Origin of the sequence: Oscillibacter sp. (assembly GCF_032018205.1) — a bacterium.
In the GTDB taxonomy this organism is placed as follows: Bacteria; Bacillota; Clostridia; order Oscillospirales; family Oscillospiraceae; genus Oscillibacter.
The window spans coordinates 83,206-109,136 of the sequence record NZ_DALZOY010000005.1 but is presented as its reverse complement, the minus strand read 5'-3'; the positions used below and the strand labels follow the sequence as shown (position 1 = coordinate 109,136).

Here is a 25,931-nt window from a genome sequence, read left to right as displayed (position 1 = left end):
AACACGGCGTTGATCGCCGCGAATACGGATGAACACAGCAGGCGGCACACGGTGGTTTCGACCGTGTGCCGCCTGCTGTGTTCGGACTCTTATTTTTGTAGAGGATTCCATTTGTCGTAAATGACCTGCGTGACCCCTTTTTCAATGGCCCGCAGACTATCCGTGTCATGAAGGATCTCCAGTTCCTTTCCCATACCGAGAGGGGAGCGCCGCCGCAGAACGCGGAGCACCGTGGACTCCAGTCTGCCGTATTCCGCAAAGCCCCGCCCGCCGATGTACACGACATCAGGATCGAAGAGATTGACCAGAATGGAGCGGGCACAGAGATTGGATTTGTTTTCCACATAGCACGGCGACTTCAGCCGATGCTTCAGCAGCTCTTTCAGTGAGATGGACGGGCGCAAGGGGATTCCCCGAGAATCGCGCATATGTTGAGTCCGGCCGTGGCTTTCCGGGGTGACCTTCCCTTTTATAAGAGCTTGGGCCTTTTTTCTGCCGCGTGAAACGGGGAAGAGACAGGTCGATATGTACGAATGACATCAGCGCCCCTTTCCAAACGGCAGAAAAGCCGAACGGGAAGGGGCGCCTCGCCGATAATCAAGGCGCCGGGGGCGTATTCCTTGAGAATTTCCCGCATTTCATTCAGTTGCTTGAATACCGCCTGAAATGCGCTGGCGTATCTGGAGTTTGAGATTTCGCAGGATTTGAATGATGCGGCCAATGAAAGGCTGGAGATGATTATGATATGGCTTCTGAGAAGGTCCGAAAGCCAAGGCCAAACACCTGATTTGTTTCTGTGACCATGACAAAGGCGTTTTCATCGGTCGCTTCAATGATCTTTTTCAAATCGGAAAATTCTGACTTTCGCACCGTACAAATCACCACGTTTGTATCATCTCCCGAGTAGGCGCCTTTGCCGGAGATAATCGTGGCGCTGCGCTCTATATTCCGGATAATTTGTGTGCAGATTTGCTGTGGATGCTGTGTAACGATCAGCACCTTGCAGCTTGCGCTGCTGAGGTAAAGAATCATGTCGATGACCTTTGTTTCCGCATACAGGCAGATCAGGCCCAAAAGGGCGGCATCAATATCGTGGAACACCAGCACGGAACTGCTTAAAATAATGCCGTCAATCATCATCAGGAAGCGCCCAATCGAAATGTGCGGCCATTTTTTGCGCAGGAGATACCCGGCAATATCGCTGCCGCCCGTGGTAGAGCCCGCGAGGAAAATCAGGGCCATACCTACCCCAATTACAATCCCGCCGTACAGGCTGGAAATCAGACGGTCACCGCCGTACATTGGGAAATAGGGCGCAACAATCAAGTCGATAAATGAGGAACAGATCATACAGGTGATTCCCGTGCGAATCGCAAAGCGGTGGCTTAGGAAACACCACGCCAGAATCAGCAGCGGAATATTCACCATTAACGTCAGCCCGCCCACTGGAAGGTTGGTCAGATAGCTGAACATCAGCGCGATGCCAACGGCGCCGCCCGGAGCGATGTTGGCGGGAGAAATGAGGCACTGTGTGCCGATGCTGTAAATGATTGCCCCTGCGATCAATGTGGCAGTGCTTTTAATACAACCGGACAGGCATTGCTTATCCATAAAAAACTCCTTTTGATACGGACAGCCCGGAAAAAGACAGACAAGCCCATTCAATCCAGCAGCAGGCAGGAATCCAGACCATAATGCTTTACCTTGCGCTGCAAGGTCTGTCTGGGAATGTCCAATCGTTTGGCAGCTTTGGTCAGATTTCCGCCCGACTGGCTGAGCGCACCGGCAATGATCTTGCGTTCGTAGGTTTCCATTGCCGTGCGCAGGGGTACTTCCATTGAATCGGGCAAACTAAGTCCGGCTTCCTGCGGGAGCAGCTTTTCAAATTTTGCTTCAATATCGGAATATTCCAAAATATGTTGGTCTGCCCCCGCAAGGCTCATGCCGTAAACAATCATCTGCTCCAGCTCACGAATGTTTCCGGGCCAGGAATAACGCTGCAGCTTGTCAATCAGCTCACTGGAAACAAATTCAATCTTCTTGCGGAACGTCAAATTATGCTTTTGAATGTACAGTTTCACAAATGCGGGGATATCCTCCAGGCGTTCCCGCAAGGGCGGAATTGCAATGGACATCATGCTAAGCCGGTAATAGATGTCGCTGCGCAGCCGCTTGTTTGCAATGGCCTCTATCGGGTCTTCGTTTAAGGCAGTGATAAAGCGAATATCCACCGAAATTTCAGCACGAGAGCCCAGCCGGCAAAAACGGTTTTCCTGAACGACGCGAAGCAGCTTGGATTGCAGCATAATTGGCATGGAGTTGATTTCATCCAGAAACAGCGTGCCGCCGTCGGCCATTTCGAAAAGGCCGGGGTTGTCAACGGCCCCCGTATAAGCGCCTCTGACAGTGCCGAATAACATGCTTTCAAGCAGCGTTTCTGGAATTGCGGCGCAGTTCTGAGCAAGAAAAGGGCGGTCCTTTCGGCTGCTTGCGTTATGAATTGCCTGTGCAAACACTTCTTTGCCGGTTCCGGTTTCTCCGTATAACATGACGGGCAGGGTGCAGGAGGCCACAACATCAATGTAATCACGCGCCGCCACCATGGCCTTATTCACAGCAATGATGCTGTCCTTTGTAAACCGAAGGCTATCCCTCCACCCTGCGCACTCAAGCGGTGATAGAGCGGTGTCCATGGCAATTTGCAGGGCGCTGGACAAAAGTCCCTCCGGCTGCACCTCGCTGGACAGGTCAATGGCCCCCACAATACGGTTCCCACTTTTGATCGGGATGGACAGGGAGGTAATGCGAATTCCCTTGTGCCCGACTGGTTTAAGATATTGATTTTTGACGTAGGCAGGCACGCCCTCCTGCATGGCTTTATAGGTAGTGCTGTTATTTGAAGACAAGTTCTCGTACACGTCGTAGAAATTTTTTCCCACAGGCGCCTCACCGGAGCCCTGAATAGATAGCTTGTCATTCAGTTTGGCGGAAAATAAAATTTCCCCCTGCAAATTGATAATGGTGATGCCGTCAATATAGCCTTTGCCGCTGAAAAGCTTTTGCAGCGCGTTCAAAACGTCCATGATGCCGCCTCCCCTGTAGTTCACAAAGCTACTATACTATGAAGCTTGGCAAATGGAAAGATTTGAATAGGCGAAATCATCTGAAAAGCGACTAGGCGGCTTGGTCTTCCCCTTCGGCGGGCCGGTCCAGCGGCAGCTTCAGCCACCACCAACGACAGATCAGGTTAAGCACAATGCAGGCAACGGTCACCAGCGTGTACAGCCCCACAAAGGCCCAGTGCTGTCCTCCCAGCAGCATCGCAGGACCCATGCCCCATGCAAACATTTCGATGGGCGTAGTCAGCGGCCCGGCCAGAGCGGTGTCGTTGAGGGTCTTAGAGCGATTTTCCGGATCTACGATCCGCAGCAGGATAAAGCCGATGGCAAAAACCCCCGTGGAATATCCAAAGACAAAGATGGAGCGTTCAAACCAACTGCCGCGATTCATCGCAGGCCCAAAGAACATTAAGGTGGCAAAAACGATGGCCATTCCAAACAGCAGAAGCATTGCCAGCGGGACCGCATACTTCACGATTACTTCAATTTTAATGGAGGCAATTCCAAAAAACACAAGGTAATCTGTTGCAGAGCCGGAGATGCGGCTGATGGTATCCGGATCAATATAATTGTTGACTCCGGTGGCCTTAAAGATCAGGAACATCACAAAGGCGGTAAGAAACGCCAGCAGATAGGTGGGCAAGTCCAATGCATGGTTGCTGGCCTCATAAATATAGCGATAGAGCAGGACGCCGATGCCGGAGCAGACAAGCAGAATGGCCAGATGCCATGCGATCGGGTCAAGGACAATGGAGGAAACGGTTTCTGTTCCGATCGGCTTGCGGTTTTCTTTGGCGACAAGCCCCGTTTTTAAATCGCCCGAAATATAATTAAAGTCCTTGATATACTTGGTCCATCCGCGCTTTGTACCAACCTTGATAAAGGCGAGGCCACCGAAAATACCGGAAAGGATGCCGACGGTGGCGCAGGTCATTCCGATATCCTTTGCGTCGGCAAAGCCCAGATTTGCCATGGCGGAGCCAACAGCCGCGGCGGTGCCGTGACCGCCGGTGAAACCGGAGGCAAGCAGCAGGCCAAATCCATAATTGATATTGGGAAAAAGGTTGGAAATCACGACAATGGAGAAAAGAACAGGCAGGCTGAACTGGATGGCCTGCGCCAGCACTTTATAGGAAAAGTAGGAACCGATGCGTCCAACCTCCGCTTTGATGTTCTTTTTGTCGACGGAAAAGCCGCCGATTCCAACGGCAGAGAAGATCAGAATAATCAAAAGGCCCGGATAAGAGCTGATGGAGTCGGAAAAGAACAATACGTTGAAGCCCTGAGTCCCCAAAATCAACGCGAGAAACCCGGCCAGCATGCTGGCGGGAATAAAAAAATTCTGGACAAACTTTACCTTGGCACGGATGAACTGCCCGACCATAATAAATGCGGAGGCCAAAGCGAAATCAAGCAAAAAATCGGTAGCAGACATAGGGAACCGCCTTTCTCTTAATACTGAATTTTCCGGTTTTTAGACTTCGGTTTACCGTAGGGGAATTGATGTGCCAAACCATACGAAGAGAAGGTGGGGGACGCGGATCAACTTATTGGAACTCCTCATAGTAGTCATTGGAACGGGTGGCGGTCGCGGGAGGGGCGATGTCCAACGGGCGGTCTTTGATTTTCAAAATGGTTTCCGGGCGGACCCATTTGCGCTTTTGAATCCCGCTGGTCTCCTCGTGGGTAAGATACCCCTTGTAAGCAGTCAGGCTGCGGCGAAGAAAGCCGTCCTTCACACAGGCGTTCTCAACGCCCTGGTTCATGATGCTGCGGAAGTGGGGCAGGACGGAGGCGGCGTATGCAATGGAGGTGGATTGGGCAATGGCACCCGGAATGTTGCTCACACAGTAGTGCACCACGCCTTCTTCTATGTAGCGGGGATTTTCATGGGTAGTCTCATGGAAGGTTTCAATTGCGCCGTAATCATTGCTGATGTCCACAATGACCGATCCTTTTTCCATGGAGCGGACCATTTCTCGGTCAATCATGAACTCGGTGGCGTTTTTGGGCCACTTGACGCAATTATAAACCACGTCAACGCTTGGCAGCAGCTTGGCAATATTATACCGGTTCGAAATCTGAGTAAATACGCGCTGCTGGAATTGCACGGCGGTGGAGCGCAGGGTACCGATGTTGATATCCATCACAGTCACTCTGGCGCCCAGACTGCACAGCACCGAAGTAACAGCCTGCCCGACGGTGCCGCCGCCCAGAACCAGGGCATGTACACCGGGAGCGCCGCCCAGACCGTTGACAAACTTTCCTTTTCCTCCGTGAATTGACTGCAGTGATTCCAGTCCCATCAGCGCCCCCTGCTTTCCGGCTGCCTCACAGTTTGGAGAGCCGTACCGGTGGGAGTCCTCTGCGGTAAAAGCAATGCACTTGCTGTCCAGAAGCGCCTGCACTTCCTCCGGATGCGCCGCCGGATGAATACAGGTGAATACAATTTGATTTTCACGCAGCAGTCCGTATTCACAGGATTCAAATTCCTTAACCTTGGCAACAAAATCACATTGGGAATAAATCTCCTGCATGGTGTCAACCAGTGTGGCGCCCTCTGCGGAATATGCCTCATCTGAAAATCCGGCGTTGGCGCCGGCGCCTCTTTGCACGAACGCTTCATGCCCATCGTTTGTCAGCGAGCTGATTTCGGCCGGTGTGGCAATCACGCGGTACTCTCCGTCCTTGATGTCCTTTAAAATACCGAATTTCATAAAATTACTCCTTTGGCAGTTTTATTCAGGCGTTTTGCCTGCGTAAATCAGGGAAAGCAAAGTATATGCCAAAGCAAACGTAAATGATAATTTTTGTACAAACCTTTGTATTCGTTTGTGCAACTTTTGTGTATTTTTCACTAATTTTTTATTCATGAAATTCAAATACATCCGCGTTAAAAAATAAGACTGCCCATAAATAATAAAAAACGACCATTTTCGAGCATGGGCAAAAAATGATGCGCACAGAACCCAAGCAGGGTTTCCGGACAGACTAAGGCGCTCAAGCTATTCAGCTTGAGCGCCTTTTACGCAAAATACAAGCTCCTTGCGGCGCGGTTATCAAACCACACAAGAGACCTGGTTTTTCCTTGGAACGTCAGTCACGCCTTTTTATACACTCATCCCGCGCCGCCGTTTTCGGCGCTGCGGAAAGAACGCTTTGCGCCTCAGTCCTTGCGAACCTTGACTACGCATTTACGAACCGTCTCGGGCGCGCCCACCGCCACGCAGGGGGCATGCGCGTCCTGCGGCCACAGAACCAAAACCCGGCTGCCGCTCAGAGTCAGCTGCTCTGTGGGGCCGCGGTAAAACCAGATATCCCGCGTCTCGTCGCCGGAGAGCTCCTCCTGCATGGCGGAGAGAGGAGCCACGCCCACCAGCTCTTTTCCGCACAGAAGATACTGCACATCAATGTATTTCCGATGGGCCTCCGGCGTGTCGTTGACAAGGCGCGTTTCATAAGTGCTCAGGTCGGCAAACACGTCCGTCCCGTCCAGCTCGATACGGCCGTCGGGGAGGGAAGAAAAATCCGTCTCCGCAAGAAAGCGAAAGGCCCGCTCCAGCCGGGGGGACAGGGAGGAATATTCCAGAAGATGCTCTGTTGTGTCGTAAAGCATAGGAAACCGTCTCCTTTAGCCGCCGTAGGCGGCGTTATATACGGGGCAAAAGCACGCCCTTTTCTCTGAGATTCTACACGAGGAGACGCACTTTGTAAATGATCGGATGGAGCGCATCGCCGGGGGAAAAGACTTTTTATACAAAAAATCAAAAAATTGTTCATCATTCCGAAACGCAGGTTTAAATTTAGTGCGACGTAAACGTATAACTATGAAAAAATCACAGTTTTCTTTAAATCGCTTGCGAAATTTTTTTGGTTTTAATATAATAATATCACAATAAAGAAAGGCGTTCTGTAATGATGAACAATAAAGAAGAGATTGGTATGAACTGGGCACAGGACCCCAAAGTCAAATCTCTGGCAAAGGCGCTGCGGATTTTGGAATGTTTTTCTGTGGATACGCCGGAGCTGGGCGTGACGGAGCTGGCGGAAATGAACCACATCACCAAAAGCAACGCGCACAATATCCTGACAACCTTTCAGCAAGGCGGCTATGTTGTAAAACAGCCCAACGGAAAATATGCGCTGGGGCTTCAGTTGCTGGAATTTTCCTATATTATCAACCAACATCTGGGATATCCCCGGGCGGTGTATGACCTGCTGACCGATTTGGCAAACAAAACCGGCGAAATCGTCTATTTCGGTCTTCCTCACGGAACAGACGTCCTTTATCTCTATGTGGCCCACCCCATAGCGCGGATGCAGGAGCTGCCCTACCGCGATATGCTGGGAGAACACGCACCGCTCTATTGCACGGGAATCGGCAAGGCCATTCTTTCCGCCATGCCGGAGGATGAGTGGGAAGAGCACATTACCCCGGTCCGCACACCCTTTACCGACGCCACGGTGACCGACCATGATCAGATCATCGAAGAGCTTTGGCGCACCAGACGGCGGGGCTATGCCATCGACAACTGCGGGCGGGAAGTCAATGTCCGCTGCGTCGGCGCACCGGTATTCAGCGGGACGGGACGGCTGGTGGCCGGGATCAGCACTTCTGGTCCGGCCAGCGCCATGACCGATGAAAAGCTGCTGCACTGCTCCAAGCTGGTGGTTGACACTGCCCGACGTATGCGCGAGCGCATCTATCACTAAATCTGTGGTCCAACGCCGGAAGGCGTAAAAATTTTCAAACCGCACAAATTTTAATTTAGGAGGATATTTTGATGAAAAATTGGAAAAGAGCTCTTGCGATGATGTCCGTTTCCGTGATGGCGGCAGGTATGCTGGCCGGCTGCGGCGGCGGCTCCACCCCGGCTGCATCCGGTTCTGCGGGTGGTTCCGGCTCCGGTTCCGCCGCCGCAAGCGGCGCGGGGGACCCTGTAAACCTGATTTTCTCTATCGCCGCCGTCCCCACCGACGCTCATGGCGCTGCGCAAAAGGTCTTTAAGGATAAGCTGGAGGAGATCTCCGGCGGCAACATGACTGTGGAGTGCTATGATTCCGGCACGTTGTACGGTCAGGACACGGAGACAGACGCCCTGAAGAACGGAGATGTGGACATGATTTACAGCTCCGCCTCCTGGCTGACCGATGGTTCTCCCTGGGTTTCCATGTTTACCGCGGGTTATGTGTTCCAGAGCTATGACCACATGACCAAGGTTCTCAACGGCGACATCGGCAAAGAGGTTTTCGAGAAGGTCGCAAGTGAGCAGGGCATTCTTCCTTTGGGCGCGTTTTATCTGGGCACCCGCCAGATCAGCCTTTCCGAAGACCGCGCCATCAAGACCCCCGATGATCTCAAGGGCGTGAACCTGCGGATGCCCAACTCTGAAGCGTGGGTCTTTTTGGGCAAGGCCATGGGCGCGAACCCCACCGCCATCGCATTCAACGACTTGTATCTGGCACTGCAGACCGGCACCGTGGACGGTCAGGATAACCCCCTGCCCACCGTGCAGTCCGCCAAGTTCTATGAGGTGCAGAAGTCCATTTCTCTGACCAACCATCTGGTGGATTCCGTGTGGCCCACCATGAACCTGAAGAAGTGGAACTCTCTCACTTCCACCCAGCAGGATTGGGTGATGCAGGCTGTGGAAGCCGCCCGGCAGTCCTGCGACGATCAGAACCTGAAGACGGAGTCCGAGGTTCAGGATTTCCTGAAGGAAAAGGGCTTGAATATCTATGAAGCCGACGTAGCCACCTTTGCCGACCATGTGCTGTCTGTCTATCTGAATGATCCCATCTCCGATAGCTGGGACAAGGATCTGCTGAGCGAGATTCAGGCGATGGCCTGATCTAAACCGTTACATCCCGACCGGGGGGCTGGCAAACCGGCCCCCCGGCTTTTTTAAAATTCTTTGGGGCGCTTACGCCGTGCCCCCTGTTCCTATCAGCAAAGTTCGCTTTCAGAGAGGAGAGATGTTTTTGGACGGTCTGAAAAAAATAGGGCGGTTTATCCGCAACTGCGTGGAATTGTATATTCCCATCGCAGCCTTTGTGGCGCTGTTTTTAATCTTCTGTTTTCAGGTTTTTATGCGCTATGTCGCCAATAACCCCCAGTCCTGGACGCTGGAGGTAGAGCAGATGTGCTTTTTATGGCTGGTGCTTCTGGGCGCCTGCTTTGCGCAGCGGGAAAAGGCCCACGTGTCTTTCACCCTGCTGTATGACATGCTGGGCGTGAAGGGAAAGGCGCTCACCGCCATGCTGGGTAATCTTCTGATTGCCGTGACCTTTGCAGTGGCGTTTATCCCCTCCCTTCGGTATATCTGGGGACTGATGAGCCGGGCGCAGGTCACCAGCATTCTGAAAATCCCCAAGACATTGGTGTTTTTCCCCTATGTGATTTTCCTTGGATTCATTCTGGTGTACTCGCTTTTGGATATTTACGAGGAAATCCGGGTTCTTCAGGGGGATCAGCGGTATATTAACAAGATGCTGAATGAAGGCAAATCCGAAGCGGAACAGGCCGTTGAGGACGCCATCCAGCAGGAAAACGGCGAAGCCAAAAAGGAGGAGCAATAACATGGAATATTTACCTTTGATTGGCTTTCTTGTGGTGTTTGTCTTGATTTTTTTGCTGCGGATGCCTATTCCCACCGGCATGATCGCCGCGTGTATGACCTACTTTATTCTCGGCGCAGTGCAGTCCGGTCAGCCCATTGGCGCGGCGCTGGTGGGTGAGACGGGAAGCTTGCATCTGGTGGCGCAGAAGACCATTGAACAGGTGTTTACCAACGGCACACTGATTGCCGTCCCCCTGTTTATCTTCGCAGCCAACATCATGAACGCGGGCAAAATTACGGAGTATGTATTCGGCGTGTGCAAAGGTATCGTGGGCCGGTTCCACGGCGGATTGGCGCACGTAAATGTGCTGGCCTCGCTGGTGTTTTCCGGGATGACCGGTTCCGCCGTGGCGGACGCCTCCGGACTTGGTAAAATGGAGATCGACGCCATGCGGCAGGAGGGCTATGACGACGGATTTAGCTGCGCCATCACCGCCGCCAGCGCCACCATCGGGCCCATCTTCCCGCCCTCCATCCCCATGGTCATCTACGCCATGCTGACCAACGCCTCCGTGGGCGCTCTGTTCATGGCGGGCATGGTTCCCGGCGTCTTGCTAGCGTTGGCCCTCGGAATATATGTGTTCCTGATTGCCAGAGTGCGCAAATATCCCCGCAGCGAACCGCCCAAGCTGCGCGCTTATTTCCAATACTGCCTAAAGGCCTTCTGGGCCATGCTGACCCCGGTTATTCTGCTGGTGGGCATTTATACCGGCGTGATGACACCCACCGAGGCGGGCGCCATTGCGGGACTGTATGCGCTGATCGTGGCGATTTTCGGCTATCGCGTCCTGAGCTGGGACGGTTTCAAGCAGGTTCTGATCGACACGGTGCGTTCCACCGGCTCCGTTTCCATTATGGTGGGCGCGGCCTCTGCCATCTCCTTCATCTTTGCCAAAGAGCAGATCGGCGTTATGATTGGAAACTGGCTGCTGGGCATTACGGACAACAAATATCTGTTTTTGCTGATTGTTAACATCGTCATCCTGATTTTGGGCATGTTTGTGGACACCTCGGTCATTCAACTGGTGATGATCCCCATTCTGTGGCCTGTGGCCAACGCTTTGGGCGTGGATATCATTCACTTCGGACTGATCATCGTCTTCAACATGATGGTGGGCCTTTCCACCCCGCCCTTCGGCATGTGCCTGTTCATCACCTCCGGGATTTCCGGCACGCCGCTCAAGGACGTGGTGAAAGAAATCAAGTGGCCCATCGTGGTGATGCTGATTGTGTTAGCCATCATCACCTATATTCCCGAGGTCGTGCTGTTCCTGCCCCGGATGTTCCATATGATGTAAATGCAGACCGAGGGAACGCCTATCATTTTTAAGGAGAAGAATCATGGCTTTTTCTATCGCTTCCGGCGTCTGGCCGGTGATGATTACCCCGTATCACGACGATAAGACAATTGATTACAAGGCGATTGAGCGCCTGTGCGACTGGTATGTTGAAAAAGGCTGCGCCGGCGTTTTCGCCGTGTGTCAGTCCAGCGAGATGCTTTATCTCACCCCTCAGGAGAAGCTGGATATCGCCAAGGCCACCGTGGACGCAGTGGGCGGACGCATCCAGATCGTGGTTTCCGGCCACACCGCCGACGACAAGCCCTCCCAGTTCCGGGAGCTGGAGGATATGATGCGGATTCCCGGCATCGGCGCGTATGTTCTGGTAAGCAACCGACTGGACCAGGAGCACGAGGGCGAGGCTGCCTTTGAGGCCAACGCCCGGGAGATTTTTGACCGGTATCCGGAGATAGACTTCGGAATCTACGAATGTCCCGCCCCATGGAAGCGTCTGGTTTCCACGGAGTTTCTCCGCAAGGCCGGCAAGGAGGGACGGATGGTGTTCCTGAAGGACACCTGCTGCGACTATGAGCTGGTTCGGGAACGTCTGAAAGCCGTGGAGGGTACGTCGCTGAAGATTTTCAACGCCAACGCCCAGTCTTGGTACGACAGCGTGCTTCACGGTGCGCAGGGCTACTGCGGCGTGATGGCAAACTTCCACCCCGAGCTTTACAAGTGGGTTTATGACCACAAGGACTCCGACCCCGAACGGGCGCAGTTGGCGGCCCATTTCCTGACCATGGCGGGGATGATCGAGATGCGTATTTACCCCTGCAACTGCAAATACCATCAGAAGCTGGAGGACGTGCCCATGAGTGTCTACTCCCGCAGCGCCGACATGGCCAAGCTGGACAAAAACGCCCGGGGCGAGGTGGAATCGCTGATTGCCATGGAGAAGTACGTTCGCAGGCAGTTGGGTATTTAACAACCGAATGCTGCACCGTTTTCCAACGAGCCGTCCACGGACGGAAATTTACGCGGGTTCTTCCCTGCATTTGGCGGTGACCCGGCCTTTCATGGAAGCGGTCAAAAATCAGCGGCGACCCCGCGCGAAGCAGAAAGAGAGGAGCAATTCTATGCTGAAAAGACCAAAAATCTTGGTGGTCGGCAGCTTTATGATGGATTTGATCGCGTCCGCGCCCAAAGCCCCCGCCTCCGGTGAGACCGTCATCGGCACCGATTTCCGCACCGCGCCCGGCGGCAAGGGCGCAAATCAGGCCGTTCAGTGCGCCCGGCTGGGCGCGGAGGTTGTGATGGCGGGACAGGTGGGCGACGACGCTTTCGGAAAAGAGATGCTGGAGACTGCGGCGCGGGCAGGCGTGGACGTAAGCCATGTTCAAAAGGACCCCGACAAATCCTCCGGCGTGGGGCACATTCTTTTGGAGGTCACGGAGCGGGGAACGCAAAACCGCATCACCGTAGTACCCGGCGCCAACTATTCCACCACCGTGGAGCAGGTGGCGTGGCTGAAAGATGAAATCGGGCGTTTTGACATGGTTATGCTCCAACTGGAGATTCCCATGGAGGTCAACGTGGCCGTGGCGAAGTATGCCAAAGCGGCGGGGGTTCCCGTGATGCTGAACCCCGCTCCGGCGGCGGCGCTGCCGGAGGAATTGCTGCGCTGCGTCACCTATCTCTCTCCCAACGAGCATGAGGCTGCGGCCATCGCGGGCCTTCCCCTGCGGGCGGACGAGAGCGGCGTCAGCAAGGACGACGTGGAGGCCGTGTCGGCGGCCCTGCGGAGCCGAGGCGTGGAAAACGTGATTATTACGCTGGGGGAGAACGGTTCCTCGGCGGCAGGTCCCGGTGGCATTGACTACACCCCCTGCGTGAGAATGCCGCAGGTGAAAGACCCCACCGCTGCGGGGGACTCTTTTGTTGCGTCGTTTTGCACGGCTTATGCCGCGGGACTGCCGCGGGCGCAGGCGCTGGCTTTTGCCGGCCATGCCGCCGCCATCACCGTTTCACGAATGGGGGCCATGCCGTCTCTCCCCACCATGGAGGAAGTGCAGGCTCTGCTGCGGGAGCGGGAGTACCGCGAAGTAGATCTGGCAGAGCTGGACGCTCTGCGATAAGCGATACAAACAAAAGCTTTCGTCAGCAGCCCGGCTGCTGACGAATATGCTTTCCATGTAGAAAGGAAACAGCTATGAAACATGAGAGCAAGCAGGCAGCGGCGGCGTTTTTGTCCTCCGTCCGGGAGGAACTTCCCGCATTTGTGGAGAAGCTGAGCGGCGAGACTTACGAACAGGCGGCGGATCTGATTCTCGCGTCCCGGGCCGAGGGCGGGAGACTGCACGTCACCGGCATCGGGAAGCCGGGACACGTTGCAGCGTATATGGCGTCCCTGTTTTCCTCCACCGGAACCCCGTGTTATTTTCTCCACGGAACCGAAGCGGTCCACGGCTCCTGCGGCCAACTGGCGGCGGGGGATGTGGTAATTGCCATTTCCAATTCCGGCGAAACGGCAGAGCTGAAAAGCACCGTTCTGGCCATTAAAAACAACGGCTGCAAAGTCATCGGCGTATCCGGAAATCCGGAGAGCTGGCTGGCTGGCCAGTCCGATACGTTTCTTTATGCCGGCGTGGGCGCAGAGGGCGGCCCGATGAACCGCGCGCCCCGAAACTCCATTTTGGCGGAGCTGGTGACGCTGCAAGCTTTGAGCGCGGCGCTTCAGGCGGAGCAGAACTGGGGCGTGCAGGAATACGTCCGCTGCCATCCCGGCGGAAAGCTGGGCCAGCTCCGAGACGGCGAGAAGTGAGAGGAGGCGGTCTTATGCTGACCGGGAAGCTGATTCACCCTGAGCTTTTGTATGCCCTGTCCCGCTGCGGACACGGAGATAAGGTGCTGATTGCCGACGGAAACTATCCTCTGGCGTCTAAAACCGGGGATGCGGAGAAGGTCTTTTTGGGTCTTGCTCCCAACCTCCCCACCGTCACGCAGGTGTTGGAGGCCCTGTTGTCCGTATGTAACTTCGAAAAGATGGAAGTGATGCAGCCGGAGGACGGTTCTACACCGGAGATCTTCGGCGAATTTGAACGACTCTTACCAGCCGCCGCCATAGAAAAACTGGACCGCTGGGCATTTTACAGCGCCTGCGGTGAAAAATGCCTGCGTGTGGCAGTTTCCACCGGAGAGGGAAGAACCTTTGCCAATGTGCTTTTGACGGTGGGCTGTGCGTAAAACGCCGGGCGCAGAGCCGATGAGAGGAGATGTGCCGGATGCAAACCCTGAATAGCCCCTTTCCAGATGCGTCGCTGGACGTTTATCTCGCAGAGGGGGCGGAGACCGCAGTGGTGATCTGCCCCGGCGGCGGATATGCGTTTCTCTCAAAGTGGGAGGATTCGTTTGTGGCCCGAGCCTTCAACGAAGCCGGATACCACGCCGTTGTGCTGCATTATGAGGTGGAGCGTCCGCCGCTGAGGTGGCGTCCGCTGCGCCAGTTGGCCTGGACGGTCGCAGCGGTGCGAGGGGGAGAGATTCCCGGACTGCCCGCCATTCAAAAAGTAGCGGTCTGCGGCTTTTCCGCCGGAGGGCATCTTGCCGCCAGTCTTGGCGTGCAGTGGCACAACCCGGCTCTGTTTTCACTGGGAACGGACTTGCTTTCCCACAGGCCGGACGCGCTGATTTTGGGGTATCCGGTGATTTCGGGCGGAGACTATGCCCACCCGGGCAGCTTCACCCAACTGGCGGGCGAGGACCGCTCTGCATGGGCGGAGTTTTCTTTGGAGCAGATGGTGGATGAAAAGAGCGTCCCCGCCTTTTTGTGGCACGCCGTGCCGGATGAAAGCGTATCGGTGCAAAACAGCCTGTTATTTTTTCAGGCGCTTTTGCACAGCCGCGTTCCGGCGGAGCTGCACCTCTATCCTTTTGGCACCCACGGGATGTCGCTGGCAACCTCGGAGGTTGCCCGTCCGGCAGAAAATCGTCTGGCAGACGCTCATGTGGCCACATGGCTACCCTTGGCAGAGCGGTGGCTGGCGGATATCTTTTTCGGTCGGACGGAAGGCTGACGCGGGCCTTTCTATGGAAAGCGGCGGGTTTTCCGAACAATCCGCACATCCTGCCATTCAAAAGACGCTCCCTGCCTTCATTGGCAGGGAGTGTTTTCGGTCTGTTCGTCAAAGGCCGCCGCAAACGGTGGATGGCGTTGCGGATGGCAGCCGCAGCCCGGGCCGGAGAAAAAAAGGAAGCCGGACTGTCAGTCCGGCTTCCTTTTGATAATGTAGTAGGATGCTCTCCGCGTAATCAGACGGTTTTAAATTCCGACACCATGTCGTCCAGCATCTGCATCTGCCCCAGCAGCTCTTCGCTGGTGGCGGCGCTTTCCTCCGCTGTGGCGGAGTTGGCCTGCGTCGCATTGGAAATCAGCCGAACCCCCTCGCTCAGCTCGGACACGCTTTGGGACTGGCTGCCCAAGGATTTGGTGACCTCGTCCACCAGCGCGCCCACGCTGCTGGTCTGCTCCACAATTCTCTGGAACGCCAGCGCCGCGCCCTCGGCGGTCTGCTTGCCGGTTTCCACGGAAGCCAGCGTGCTGTCAATCAGCTCGGCAGAGTTTTTCGCGGCCTCCGCGCTCTTGGACGCCAACTGACGCACCTCGTCCGCAACCACGGAAAAGCCCTTTCCGGATTCCCCCGCGCGGGCGGCCTCCACGGCGGCGTTCAGCGCCAGAATATTTGTCTGGGCGGCAATGTCGTCTATGTAATGGATGATGGCTTGTATCTTCGTGGTAAAATCGTCAATGCTCTGCATGGCATCCAGCATCTTCTGCATCTTTTCGCGGCCCGTCTGTGTTTCCTGCAAGGCGGTCTGGGTCATATTCTGCATGGATTCGGAATGGTGCGCCGTCGCCTGTATTTGCTCGGAGACGAACTCCAGCGAATTTTCAACCCGCTCCGCCGCAGACGCCTGCTCGGAAGAGTTCTCCGCAAGGTTCTGTCCGCTCAGAGCCACCTGCTCCGCGCCGGAGCGAACCTGCGCCGTGGACTGGGAAATCTGCTCCAAGGTGCCGTTTAAGGACTGTACGATTTTCTCAAGCGCGGACTGAATGGATACAAAGTCGCCTGAATACTCCACGCTGCTGGTCACCGTCAAATCCTTTTCCGCAACACTGTGGAGAATGCTGGAAATATCTCCAATGTACGTTTGAAGGCCGTGGATGGTATTTTGTATGGCGGTCATCAGGCGGGCGCCCTCGTCCTTGCCTTTCACCGGCTCCACCTCGGTTTGAAGGTCGCCCTGCTCCAGCAGCTCCAGCCGCCGGGTGGCAAGAACGATGGGGCGGGTAATCATCTGCGAAAAGATACGGGTAAAGATAATGGACAAGAGAAGCAGCACAAGACCTGTGCCCACACAGAAGGCCAAGGTAATTTTCGCGTTTTGCTCCACCTGCGTCAACGGCCTTGTCACGGCAACGGACCAGCCTTCCGGCCCGTCAAGGGGGGTAAAGCCGACCATGCGGCGCACGCCGTTGTAATAGCTGTATCCAATTCCCGTCTCGCCGGAAATCATACGTTTAAACATGGCGGCGGTAGGTGCGTAGCTGGGGTCCTTTTCGGCCAGTTCAAAATAGTTCACCGGATCTGCAATGTTGTTTACGTCGGGGTGCAGCACCGTGAATCCGTCGGCATTGATGCCGAACGCATATCCGTTTTCTCCAATTTTGATCTGGTCCAGCACGTCGCTAAACACCGTATAGGGAAACTCCCCGTACAAAAGCCCCTTGCTGCCGGGAATGGAGGCCGCTACATAAAGCACCAGCTCCTGCGCGCTGTTGAGAGCGGGGCTGGAGATATAGGTCTGACCGGATTTTGCCTGCTGGAAAAACGCTTGATCCGCCAATGCGACCCCGTGGGTGTTGCTTCCCTGTGCGTCGGCGATGGCCAGATAATTAAACCCGTTCTGCTTGGCCTCCTCCGTCAGGTATTGCTGGAGCGCCTGCGCGGAAATCTCAGGATCTGTCAGTTCACTCCGCGCGGCCTCAGCCTGAATGGCGCTGCGGTAAGATTCCATCACAATATTAAGGCCCTGACTATATGCGGACACCAGCGAGGAAGATGTGGCCTCCTCCTGCGCCATGGAGCTTTTGTAGTAAAGCATAGAAGAAATCGCGGTCAAAGAAAGTATAGTGAAAGCCAAGAGCAAAGAGATGTAAAGCAGCAGCTTGTTTTTCAGATATTTCATATGGTAATTCCTTTCAGGCCTGATGATAGGCGGCTGGCGCATGCGCATTCTGCTTGCGCTCCTTGTAAAAATAAAGTGCAACCCTAGTAATTTTCTGGGAAATACAGAAATGACAGATTAAAGCAAAAAAAGTACCAATATCTATCATTTGTCCCACAATAGCTAATACTAACTTATTTCGACAAAAAGTGCAAGCAAAATACATGTAAAGCTCACCAAGAATTGTGATTAAAGGCAACGTGTCAAACGCCTTTTGCTACAATAATATTGGGATTACAAGAGGGCCTGATTTATTATGGCTGCTTGCGCACAATCATGCCCCCTGATGTAGTTCTATTTTCTACATCAGGGGGCTTTTTCTCTATTGTACGTCTTTCCTGTGCCTGATCAAAAACGGCACGCCTTGGCACTTTTTCCTTATCTGTTGTCTGTAATGTACATATTTTGATGGCCGGGTCATTAACACAGACGTCCCCTTACATTCTCTTAATTGCATCCATGGCCAAAGCGGAACGTTCACATTCATCAGCCGACAATGTAATTTGGTAGCAGAGGGGACTGCCCTTCATTTTTTCCGCCGCATAGCTCAGTCCGTTGGTGCGTTCGTCCAGTAGGGGGTGGTCAATTTGATTCGGATCCCCAAGAAGAATCACCTTTGTGCCGATTCCGGCCCGGGTAATGATTCCTTTCGCCTGCTTGGGCGTCAAGTTCTGCGCTTCATCAATAATCAGATATGTCTTGGTGACCGAGCGGCCTCTGATAAAATTGAGTGCCTGCGCGATAATAATACCGCGGTCGAACAGCTCTTCCACCTTCCCGGAAAGACTGCGCTCATCCTTAAATCGCTCTTTTTCATTCTGATCAACCAGCAGCTCCAGATTGTCAATGGCGGGGCGCAGCAAGGGCGCGATTTTTTCGGACTCGTCGCCCGGCAAAAACCCGATATCGTCATCGAACTGGACATTTGGGCGGCAAATAAGGATTCTTCTGTAAGCCGGCTCCTCCAGCTCCATCACGGCGTTCAGGCCAACTGCCAAGGAGTAAAAGGTTTTCGCCGTTCCCGCCGTTCCCTTCACGATGACCAAAGGCGCTTTGTCTGTATCGGTCATCAGGGCCTCCTGCAAAAAATGCTGCCCCACATTTCGCGGCGTAACGCCGTAAGGCTTCTTCTTCCCGTATGCCAGCGGGACGATCTTTTGCCCGTCAAACCGCCCCAGCTGAGTCTTGCGGTCAGACTGATCTGCCTTGAGGATAACAAACTGATTCGGTACGAGATCAACAGCGCGCTTCTGGCCTGCTTCATCCATCATGTACAGCTCGTTGGGAGAAATGTGCTTTTTCTTGAAGGATTCAAACTTCTTTTCGGAGACATACGCTTCGCAGCGCCCGGTGTACTGTTGGTCGCCGATGGGGGCCTGTTCTGTTGTAAAGTCCTCCGCCTCTATCCCCATCATCTGGGCCTTTATCCGTACAAGAATGTCTTTTGTGACCAAAATCACGGGTGCCTGCGTTTCTTTCAGTGCCTGACAGACCTTTAAAATGCGGTTGTCGCTTTTATGCTCTGGAAAGCCTTCCGGAAGCTTTGCATGAACACAATTGACCTCCAGACGCAGCGTTCCACCGTCCGGCAGAGGTACGCCTTCAAGGAGATTGCCGGCGGTCCTAAGCGATTCCAGATAGCGAATTGCCTGCCGCGCGTTGGCTCCTTTTTCTCCATCACTGGTCCTCAGGGCATCCAGCTCCTCCAGGACCGCAATGGGCAAAACAATATGGTTATCCTCAAAGGATTGAAGTGCATATGGGGCCTGAATTAAAACGTTCGTATCTAAAACATAGGTTTTCGGCATCATCGTCATTCCTTTCCTGCATTCATTCAAGAAATATCTGCTGCGGCAGACAAAAACGGCCCCAGTCGGACAGGGCGCGTAACTGCGCACACTGTCCCATTGGAAGCCGCTATTGCATGGGCGTCTCCGATTCCAAGTATCTCTCTTTTATGAGAGGGTCCAACCCGAGCCACGGACAAAGATACATTCACGCACTCACCCCTAATAGAGTATTGCTGCGGAGATTTTTATTGTACTGGATTAAGAATAGCCGTCGTATGCAAAATCTGTTATCACATTTGTGTAAAAGCTGTAAACAGATTCGCATTCATATCTCCTTGACAGGCCGGTAAATTGCCTCATGGCCGCTGTGGCGCTGCCTTTTGGGCTGCGTTTATGCTTTACCTGCGCTTCACACAGGCTTTACTGCTCCGGGATATTCCGCGCCGCGTTTTTCGGGGTATACTAAACCATCATAGGGGGCATTTGCCTCCTATACGGCGTGGGAAGATAGAAAGTAAAAGTAGAGGAAGATCACATGAAACAAGCCATGATTGACATTGGTTCCAATTCCATGCGTTTGACGGTTTATGAAACGGAGGGCAACTCCTTCAAAATCCTGTTCCGGGAAAAAAGCATGGCCGGTCTTGCCGGTTATGTAGAGAACGGAACTCTGTCCGACGAGGGGGTTTTATGTGCCTGCCGGGGTTTGCTGAAATTTAAAAAGATGCTTACGTCTCTGGATATTCGGGACGTGGTCATCTTTGCCACCGCCTCTTTGCGGAATATCAGTAATACCGAAGCGGCCGTCTCGGCGATCCGGGACCGCACCGGCTGGGAGGTGGAGGTGATCAGCGGGGAGGAAGAGGCGTTGTACGGCTATACCGGCGCCATGCGGGAATTTCAGCTCTCCCGCGGCGCAGTCCTTGATATTGGCGGCGCCAGCACGGAGCTTACACTGTTTGACGAAGACCGTCCCCTCCGTTCCCTCAGCCTCCCTATCGGGTCGCTGAACCTGTATCGAAGCTGTGTCAAGAAAATTCTTCCGGGCAGGCATGCCCTGAAGAAAATACGGGAGACAATTCAAGCCGAGCTGGACAGGAGCAGTCTGCCCGATTTTGAGCGGCAGTTGCCGCTGGTCTGCGTGGGCGGCACGGGGCGCGCCGTCTTAAAGCTGGCGGGCGCGGTGTACGCGCAGCCGGAGGGCTGCCGCGCCATTGGCGCGGAGCAGCTGGATGAGCTGTGCGCCATATTGTGCCGAGGAGACAGACAGGCCATAGACCTGATTTTAAAGCTGTCGCCGGATCGGATTCACACGATTGTGCCGGGAATTCTGGTGCTGCACAGCCTGTTTCATCTGCTTGACGCCAAAATTCTTGAAATCGGAAAATACGGAGTGCGGGAGGGATATCTGTGCCGCAAGATTCTGTAATTGACCCGGGACAGTACGCCTATACCCAGAATCGGGAGCTGAGCTGGCTGCGGTTTAACCAGAGGGTGCTGGAGGAGGCGGATGATCGCACCAATCCCCCTTTGGAGCGGCTGAAATTCATTGCCATCTTCTCGGGTAATCTGGACGAGTTTTTTATGGTCCGGGTGGGCAGCCTGTTTGACATCGCCCTCGTCTCCCCCTCCGAAGCGGACAATAAAAGCGGCATGACCGCCTCGGAGCAATTGGGAGGAATCTATCGCTCCATACCGGGCCTGATCGAGCTGAAGGAACAGCTTTACGCGTCGGTGATGGTGGATTTGGCACAGCAGGGCGTGGCGGATCTCGCCTTTTCTCAGCTCACGCACTGGGAGCAAAATACGGTTAACGCCTATTTCAAGTCGAATATTCTACCCATTATTTCGCCCATTATCATTGGAAGCCGTCACCCGGCGCCCCATCTGGTAAACAAAGCCCTGTATGCGGCGGCGCTTTTAACGGATAAGAAGGGGAAGCCCTCCGTGGGACTGGTTCCCATCCCAGAGATTCTGCCTCCCTTTTTCAGGCTGGAAGGTGAGGTCCTGCGGTATATCCGCGCGGAAACAATGATTTTGCAGAGACTTTCATCTCTGTTCGGCGCTTACCAGGTGGAGGAATCCTGCATTGTCAGCGTCACTCGCAACGCGGACATTGGCTTCGACGATGAAAAATTTGAGGACAGCGAGGAAGATTTTCGCATTCGAGTGACAAAGCTTCTGAAGAAAAGAGGCAGCCTGTCGGCAATCCGGCTGGAGATCAGCCAGAAAATATCAGACGGCTTTCTAACTCGGCTGACAAAGCTGGTGAAGGTAGAAAAGCAGCAGGTCTACGTGGATTGCTGTCCGCTGAATATGCGGTATGTATTTGAGCTTGCAAAGGAGCTGCCGGACTCCAAGGCGGGGGCTTTGCTCTATCAGCCGTACCGCTCCCGGTGGCCGGAGGATATCCGCCCGGAGGAAAGCATTATGGAGCAGGTGCAGTGGGGGGACAAGCTCTTATTTTTCCCCTATGACTCTGTAACCCCGTTTCTGCGCCTGCTGAGCGAAGCTGCGGAACATCCTGATGTGCTGTCTATCAAAATCACCATTTACAGGCTGGCGTCCTCCTCCAAAATCGCCCACACCCTGTGCCGCGCCGCCGAAAATGGCAAGGAGATTATTGTCCTGATGGAGCTGCGAGCCCGATTTGACGAGGCCAATAACGTCTCCTGGTCCAAACTGTTAGAGGACGCGGGATGTCAGGTTATCTATGGGATGGACGGCTTCAAATGTCACAGCAAGATTTGTCTCATTACCCTGCGGGGAAAACGGAAGGTGCAATATATTACCCAGATCGGAACCGGAAATTACAACGAAAAGACCAACGCCATGTATACCGATCTGAGCATTATGACCGCTTCCGACGCCATTGGAGAGGATGCCACGGCCTTTTTCCGAAATATGCTGGTAAATAATCTGAACGGAGACTACCGTGAGCTTTTGATCTCCCCCAACGGAATCAAATCGGCCGTTTGCAACCTCATTGACGAGCAGATTGCGCTGGGGTATAATGGATACATCTGCATCAAGGTCAATTCCGTCACGGAACGGGAAGTCATCGACCGGCTCCGCGCCGCCTCCCGGGCGGGAGTGGAGGTGCAGATGATTGTCAGGGGGATCTGCTGCATTCTCCCCGGAGTTCCCGGGGAAACCGAAAATATCCATGTGACCAGTATCGTGGGGCGCTTTCTGGAACACGCCCGCATCTATTGCTTTGGAAAGGGCCCGGAGGCAAAGGTGTACCTCTCCTCCGCAGACTTGATGACCCGCAATCTCAGCCGACGGGTGGAGATTGCCTGCCCCGTTCACGACAGGGACCTGAGGGATCAGCTTTTGTGGATTTTGTCATGTCAGCTCAGGGATACCGCGAAGGCCAGCTTCATGACGCCGGACGGGCTGTATTGCCGGAAACGGGGGCAGCAGCCTATTCCCTATGACAGTCAGGTCCAATTTATGGAGGCTTCGATTCACAGCGCGGCCCCCTGCCTTCCCCCAAAGCCTACTCTGGCGGAGAAAATTACCGGACTGGCCCGCAGGGCGTTGCGCGGCCTTTATTAGGGCTATAAAAGAAAAGTGAGGCGTATGGATTTGAAACAGCTTCTTGAGAAAAAGGGATTTATCTGCGACATGGACGGCGTGATTTACCACGGGAACCGCCTGCTGCCGGGGGTCAAGGAATTTCTCGACTGGCTGAAAAAGGAGGAAAAGAACTTCCTTTTCCTAACCAATTCTGGCCAGAACACGCCCCGGGAGCTGCAGCAAAAGCTGGAGCGGATGGGCCTTGCGGTAGACGCGTCCCATTTTTACACCAGCGCTCTGGCCACGGCGCATTTCCTGAACAATCAGGCTCCCGGATGCAGTGCCTATGTCATGGGGGACCACGGGCTTCAGAATGCGCTGTACGACGCGGGCATTACCTATAACGACGTGGACCCGGATTACGTGGTGGTGGGGGAACCGGCGGGCTATGGCCTTGCCATGATTACAAAAGCCGTTCGGCTGGTGAACGGCGGCGCAAAGCTGATCGCCACCAATTACGACCTGACCGGCCCCACGGAGTCGGGGATTGCCCCGGCCTGCCGGGCGCTGCTGGCGCCCATTGAGTTGGCCACGGGAAAGCAGGCTTACTATGTGGGCAAGCCCAACCCGCTGATGATGCGCACAGGGCTGAAGCTTCTGGGCGTGCATTCGGAAGACGCCGTCATGATCGGGGACCGGATGGACACCGACATCGTGGCGGGCATCGAATCGGGACTTGACACCGTCCTGGTTCTCTCCGGCGTCACCACTCGGGAAGAGTGCCTGAACTTCCCCTACCGGCCCCGGCTGATTCTGGACGGTGTGGGCAACATTCCCGCTGCCGCGGAGACCCTCCTCCTTTGAACATGCGCGTTCACGGAATATAGACGCTCCGCACGTCATAATTTCACCTGATCCTTACACAAATGCGGTGACATACTTCTTAAAACGGAGGTAAACTGGTACTATCCGTGGGAAAGGAGTCTGCCGTGATGCCGTATGCTGTGATTTTCCGGGCGGGCGCGCCCTGCTTCTTTCCTATGCCTGAATGGACTGCCGCGCAATTTGCGGGCAGGCCCGTTCAGGCATTTTTTTATTATTAAGAATAGGAGCGATGAAAAATGCTGCCATGTCAAACCGGTTGTCACGAGTATCAGGAGGGCTGCCACAAGGGCTGTGCCCGCTGGCGCAGCTTTCAAGAGAAACAAAGCGCCCAGCGTCAGGCGAAAAAGCAATATCTGCGGCTCCACGACCCGCGGCGTACCCAGACGATTCACCAATACGCATCCATGATGGCAAGAGCCCCCATGCGGTGAGCCGCAGGGGGCCGATCGTACAAAATTCTCAAAAAGCCGGGCAATGCCGCCTGCCGCGTCTTTCATGCAGGCGGCGTGTTCCTTACAAAATTTCAATATAATTCCCCGGCTGTTTTTTACATTTCTTTTTTAGCTGGGCAATGTCCTGTGAAAAATCTCCGATATTTTTATAGTTTCTGGCCCGGTTTGAAATCCCGGCGACGGAAAGCCCTGCAATGGGAAAGTTTTCCGTCACGCCATTTCTGTTCTTTGAAATGATATAGCCGTTTCTGATATCCTCATCGCGGTACAGCGAGGTCACTTCCCGGGAAAAGCGTTCCACCACCGACTCGCAGTACCCCTCGCCTTCATGGTAATCGCAGATGACAATGAAATCGTCGCCCCCGATGTGCCCGATAAATTCTCCCTGCGCGGCGCAGGTTTTCAAAATTTTTGCAAGAAGCATGAGCATTTTATCCCCGTTTTCAAAGCCGTACGCGTCGTTGTATGCCTTGAAATTGTCAATGTCGTAATAAGTAACACAATAGGGGGCGTCCGCAAAAATGCGGCTCTGGATTTCCTTTTCAATGACCAGATTGCCCGGCAGGCCCGTCAGGGGATTGGAATGCCTTGCAATGTCTACCTCCACCTTGGTGCAGGCATCCAGCAGGTTTTTAATGGTCACAATCCCCAGATACTTCCCGTCCTTTTCCACCACAATGGGATTGTACAACTGCTCGAACGGCCTTTGCATGGCAAGCCGTGATACCGCGTCGACGGTCATTCCGTAGTTTACTCTGGAAAAATCCGGCTTCATTGCCTGCTGAACCGTTTTTTTAGAGTGGAGCCCGTAGCCATATCTGCCGCCAAGCAGCTCATTCAAGTCCGTGCGCGTCATAAACCCCATGGTCATATCATCCCGCACCACAGAAAACTCCGTGACGGAGAGATTCATCTTCAGCATCTCATAGATGCTTCCAAGCTTTTTGTCGGGGGAGACGATATAGCCGGGCCTTGCCAGATGCCCCACGATGGGATAGACGGAGCTTATGAGATTCTCGTTGTACTGCTTTGCGTGGCATCGCTTGATGGTTTCCACCTTTTCCGGCGCAATCGGGGAAAAGGACTCCTGCGGAATCCCAAGAAAATAGCCTTGTCCCAAATCCACGCCCAGCTTGACGAGAACCGACAGTTCCTCTTCCGTCTCGATTCCCTCGGCAATCAATTGAATGCCGGCACTTTTCCCGAAGTCGACCATAGCCTTGCACAGCAGCCGCTTGATCTCGTCCTTGTCGATATCCCGGACAAGGCTCATGTCCAGCTTAATCAGATTGGGCTTTACGCTGGCGATGTTGTTCAGCCCCGAATAGCCCGCCCCCACGTCGTCGATGGCGATTCCATAGCTCTGCTTTTTGTAGTGATCAATGGAACACAAAAACGCGCTGCTATCAAGGGCTGCAACGCGCTCGGTGATTTCAAATATAATGCTGTTGGCATCCAGTCCGTATTCCCGCAGGTGTTCTCTGGTAAAACCGGTTCTGAATTGATGGTCGTAAAGAATGTTGGAATTTACGTTGAGAAACAGCTTTTTGTCGGCGGAAAGCCGCGCGGCGTTTTCCAGCGCCCGCGCTCTGCACAGCTTTTCCAGCTCCCACGCCTTGCCATCTTTGTCGGCAAGTCGGAACATCTGCTCGATGTTCATCTGAAGCTCTTGCTTGGAAATCCTGCTGAGGGCCTCGTACCCGTAAACCTGCCCGTTGGACAAAGATACGATGGGCTGGTATACGGGCTTGATGTATTCTCCCTTCAGAATTTCCTCAAGAATATCAGAATTCGACCGGTCCCCAACCGTTTCAAAATTTTGCATCAGTTCACCTCCATGCGGTCGTTCATGCGCTTTCGAGGATGCACAAACAGGCTACTACAATCGGCGGCGGAGTACAAGTGACGTGCCGTTAAAACTGTGTAACGTCTCTTTAAAAAAGAAATGCAAAATGCAAAAAGGCGCGCCCGAATGGGC

22 protein-coding genes are annotated in these 25,931 nt (G+C 54.2%); 13 read left to right on the top strand and 9 right to left on the bottom strand.

Annotation, left to right across the window (positions count from 1 at the left end):
- Window positions 1-89 precede the first annotated feature (89 nt).
- The 6 genes from RTU96_RS05690 to RTU96_RS05665 form a co-directional block, all read right to left on the bottom strand.
- Entirely contained in the window at window positions 90-344 is a 255-nt protein-coding gene (locus RTU96_RS05690) for a hypothetical protein (RefSeq protein WP_312635477.1), read from the bottom strand.
- Between the two features lie 394 nt (window positions 345-738).
- A complete protein-coding gene (locus tag RTU96_RS05685; RefSeq protein ID WP_312635476.1) occupies window positions 739-1,611 on the bottom strand; it encodes a YitT family protein in 873 nt (290 codons plus the stop codon).
- Window positions 1,612-1,661: 50 nt separating this feature from the next.
- Window positions 1,662-3,083 carry a sigma 54-interacting transcriptional regulator gene (locus RTU96_RS05680; protein WP_312635475.1) on the bottom strand — a complete coding sequence of 474 codons (1,422 nt, stop codon included), beginning with the start codon at window positions 3,081-3,083 and terminating at the stop codon, window positions 1,662-1,664.
- A gap of 91 nt (window positions 3,084-3,174) precedes the next feature.
- Entirely contained in the window at window positions 3,175-4,554 is a 1,380-nt protein-coding gene (locus RTU96_RS05675; RefSeq protein WP_312635474.1) for a sodium/glutamate symporter, read from the bottom strand.
- A 112-nt stretch (window positions 4,555-4,666) separates the two neighbouring features.
- Complete coding sequence (locus RTU96_RS05670) at window positions 4,667-5,836, bottom strand: alanine dehydrogenase (protein ID WP_312635472.1); 1,170 nt, start codon at window positions 5,834-5,836, stop codon at window positions 4,667-4,669.
- A gap of 449 nt (window positions 5,837-6,285) precedes the next feature.
- On the bottom strand, window positions 6,286-6,735 hold the full coding sequence (locus tag RTU96_RS05665; RefSeq protein ID WP_312635471.1) for a YhcH/YjgK/YiaL family protein: 450 nt from the start codon (window positions 6,733-6,735) through the stop codon (window positions 6,286-6,288).
- Window positions 6,736-7,034: 299 nt separating this feature from the next.
- Between RTU96_RS05665 and RTU96_RS05660 the strand changes: the two genes are divergently transcribed.
- The 9 genes from RTU96_RS05660 (at window position 7,035) to RTU96_RS05620 (ending at window position 15,092) form a co-directional block, all read left to right on the top strand.
- Complete coding sequence (locus RTU96_RS05660; RefSeq protein WP_312635470.1) at window positions 7,035-7,832, top strand: IclR family transcriptional regulator; 798 nt, start codon at window positions 7,035-7,037, stop codon at window positions 7,830-7,832.
- 71 nt (window positions 7,833-7,903) lie between these two features.
- Complete coding sequence (locus tag RTU96_RS05655) at window positions 7,904-8,971, top strand: sialic acid TRAP transporter substrate-binding protein SiaP (protein WP_312635469.1); 1,068 nt, start codon at window positions 7,904-7,906, stop codon at window positions 8,969-8,971.
- A 130-nt stretch (window positions 8,972-9,101) separates the two neighbouring features.
- Window positions 9,102-9,698, top strand: a complete 597-nt coding sequence (locus tag RTU96_RS05650) for a TRAP transporter small permease (protein WP_312635468.1) — start codon at window positions 9,102-9,104, stop codon at window positions 9,696-9,698.
- Window position 9,699: 1 nt separating this feature from the next.
- A complete protein-coding gene (locus RTU96_RS05645; protein ID WP_312635467.1) occupies window positions 9,700-11,037 on the top strand; it encodes a TRAP transporter large permease in 1,338 nt (445 codons plus the stop codon).
- Between the two features lie 43 nt (window positions 11,038-11,080).
- Window positions 11,081-12,004, top strand: coding sequence for a dihydrodipicolinate synthase family protein (locus tag RTU96_RS05640; RefSeq protein WP_312635466.1), 924 nt, complete (start codon window positions 11,081-11,083; stop codon window positions 12,002-12,004).
- Between the two features lie 151 nt (window positions 12,005-12,155).
- Window positions 12,156-13,154 (top strand): ribokinase, encoded by a 999-nt coding sequence (locus RTU96_RS05635; RefSeq protein WP_312635465.1) that lies wholly within the window; start codon window positions 12,156-12,158, stop codon window positions 13,152-13,154.
- 74 nt (window positions 13,155-13,228) lie between these two features.
- Window positions 13,229-13,840: an SIS domain-containing protein gene (locus RTU96_RS05630; RefSeq protein WP_312635463.1), complete on the top strand. Its 612-nt coding sequence runs from the start codon at window positions 13,229-13,231 to the stop codon at window positions 13,838-13,840.
- Window positions 13,841-13,854: 14 nt separating this feature from the next.
- The gene (locus tag RTU96_RS05625; RefSeq protein ID WP_312635462.1) at window positions 13,855-14,262 is read left to right on the top strand and encodes an RbsD/FucU family protein; all 408 of its coding nucleotides are present in this window, start codon (window positions 13,855-13,857) and stop codon (window positions 14,260-14,262) included.
- Window positions 14,263-14,300: 38 nt separating this feature from the next.
- Window positions 14,301-15,092, top strand: coding sequence for an alpha/beta hydrolase (locus RTU96_RS05620; RefSeq protein WP_312635461.1), 792 nt, complete (start codon window positions 14,301-14,303; stop codon window positions 15,090-15,092).
- A gap of 235 nt (window positions 15,093-15,327) precedes the next feature.
- Here RTU96_RS05620 and RTU96_RS05615 read toward each other — a convergent pair whose 3' ends face one another.
- Window positions 15,328-17,265, bottom strand: a complete 1,938-nt coding sequence (locus tag RTU96_RS05615) for a methyl-accepting chemotaxis protein (protein ID WP_312635460.1) — start codon at window positions 17,263-17,265, stop codon at window positions 15,328-15,330.
- 476 nt (window positions 17,266-17,741) lie between these two features.
- The gene (locus RTU96_RS05610; protein ID WP_312635458.1) at window positions 17,742-19,112 is read right to left on the bottom strand and encodes a PhoH family protein; all 1,371 of its coding nucleotides are present in this window, start codon (window positions 19,110-19,112) and stop codon (window positions 17,742-17,744) included.
- Window positions 19,113-19,629: 517 nt separating this feature from the next.
- On the opposite strand from RTU96_RS05610, the gene RTU96_RS05605 reads away from it, so the two are divergent.
- The 4 genes from RTU96_RS05605 (at window position 19,630) to RTU96_RS05590 (ending at window position 23,932) form a co-directional block, all read left to right on the top strand.
- Window positions 19,630-20,523 (top strand): hypothetical protein, encoded by an 894-nt coding sequence (locus RTU96_RS05605; protein ID WP_312635456.1) that lies wholly within the window; start codon window positions 19,630-19,632, stop codon window positions 20,521-20,523.
- The gene (gene ppk1 / locus RTU96_RS05600) at window positions 20,505-22,655 is read left to right on the top strand and encodes a polyphosphate kinase 1 (protein ID WP_312635455.1); all 2,151 of its coding nucleotides are present in this window, start codon (window positions 20,505-20,507) and stop codon (window positions 22,653-22,655) included. The genes RTU96_RS05605 and ppk1 overlap by 19 nt, the downstream gene beginning before the upstream one ends.
- Before the next feature lie 24 nt (window positions 22,656-22,679).
- Entirely contained in the window at window positions 22,680-23,480 is an 801-nt protein-coding gene (locus RTU96_RS05595) for an HAD-IIA family hydrolase (RefSeq protein ID WP_312635454.1), read from the top strand.
- A 257-nt stretch (window positions 23,481-23,737) separates the two neighbouring features.
- Window positions 23,738-23,932: a hypothetical protein gene (locus RTU96_RS05590; protein ID WP_294855098.1), complete on the top strand. Its 195-nt coding sequence runs from the start codon at window positions 23,738-23,740 to the stop codon at window positions 23,930-23,932.
- 82 nt (window positions 23,933-24,014) lie between these two features.
- On the opposite strand, the gene RTU96_RS05585 is transcribed toward RTU96_RS05590, so the two are convergent.
- Window positions 24,015-25,778 (bottom strand): GGDEF domain-containing protein, encoded by a 1,764-nt coding sequence (locus RTU96_RS05585; protein WP_312635453.1) that lies wholly within the window; start codon window positions 25,776-25,778, stop codon window positions 24,015-24,017.
- Between the last annotated feature and the right edge of the window lie 153 nt (window positions 25,779-25,931).

Excerpts from the sequence above, each read along its gene's own strand:
- RTU96_RS05675 (WP_312635474.1), bottom strand. The coding sequence starts at position 4,554 with ATGTCTGCTACCGATTTTTTGCTTGATTTCGCTTTGGCCTCCGCATTT.
- RTU96_RS05670 (WP_312635472.1), bottom strand. The coding sequence starts at position 5,836 with ATGAAATTCGGTATTTTAAAGGACATCAAGGACGGAGAGTACCGCGTG.
- RTU96_RS05605 (WP_312635456.1), top strand. The coding sequence starts at position 19,630 with ATGAAACAAGCCATGATTGACATTGGTTCCAATTCCATGCGTTTGACG.
- RTU96_RS05630 (WP_312635463.1), top strand. The coding sequence starts at position 13,229 with ATGAAACATGAGAGCAAGCAGGCAGCGGCGGCGTTTTTGTCCTCCGTC.
- RTU96_RS05625 (WP_312635462.1), top strand. The coding sequence starts at position 13,855 with ATGCTGACCGGGAAGCTGATTCACCCTGAGCTTTTGTATGCCCTGTCC.
- RTU96_RS05680 (WP_312635475.1), bottom strand. The coding sequence starts at position 3,083 with ATGGACGTTTTGAACGCGCTGCAAAAGCTTTTCAGCGGCAAAGGCTAT.
- RTU96_RS05610 (WP_312635458.1), bottom strand. The coding sequence starts at position 19,112 with ATGCCGAAAACCTATGTTTTAGATACGAACGTTTTAATTCAGGCCCCA.
- RTU96_RS05645 (WP_312635467.1), top strand. The coding sequence starts at position 9,700 with ATGGAATATTTACCTTTGATTGGCTTTCTTGTGGTGTTTGTCTTGATT.
- RTU96_RS05685 (WP_312635476.1), bottom strand. The coding sequence starts at position 1,611 with ATGGATAAGCAATGCCTGTCCGGTTGTATTAAAAGCACTGCCACATTG.
- RTU96_RS05640 (WP_312635466.1), top strand. The coding sequence starts at position 11,081 with ATGGCTTTTTCTATCGCTTCCGGCGTCTGGCCGGTGATGATTACCCCG.
- RTU96_RS05660 (WP_312635470.1), top strand. The coding sequence starts at position 7,035 with ATGATGAACAATAAAGAAGAGATTGGTATGAACTGGGCACAGGACCCC.
- RTU96_RS05595 (WP_312635454.1), top strand. The coding sequence starts at position 22,680 with ATGGATTTGAAACAGCTTCTTGAGAAAAAGGGATTTATCTGCGACATG.
- RTU96_RS05665 (WP_312635471.1), bottom strand. The coding sequence starts at position 6,735 with ATGCTTTACGACACAACAGAGCATCTTCTGGAATATTCCTCCCTGTCC.
- RTU96_RS05635 (WP_312635465.1), top strand. The coding sequence starts at position 12,156 with ATGCTGAAAAGACCAAAAATCTTGGTGGTCGGCAGCTTTATGATGGAT.
- RTU96_RS05590 (WP_294855098.1), top strand. The coding sequence starts at position 23,738 with ATGCTGCCATGTCAAACCGGTTGTCACGAGTATCAGGAGGGCTGCCAC.
- RTU96_RS05655 (WP_312635469.1), top strand. The coding sequence starts at position 7,904 with ATGAAAAATTGGAAAAGAGCTCTTGCGATGATGTCCGTTTCCGTGATG.
- RTU96_RS05620 (WP_312635461.1), top strand. The coding sequence starts at position 14,301 with ATGCAAACCCTGAATAGCCCCTTTCCAGATGCGTCGCTGGACGTTTAT.
- RTU96_RS05585 (WP_312635453.1), bottom strand. The coding sequence starts at position 25,778 with ATGCAAAATTTTGAAACGGTTGGGGACCGGTCGAATTCTGATATTCTT.
- RTU96_RS05615 (WP_312635460.1), bottom strand. The coding sequence starts at position 17,265 with ATGAAATATCTGAAAAACAAGCTGCTGCTTTACATCTCTTTGCTCTTG.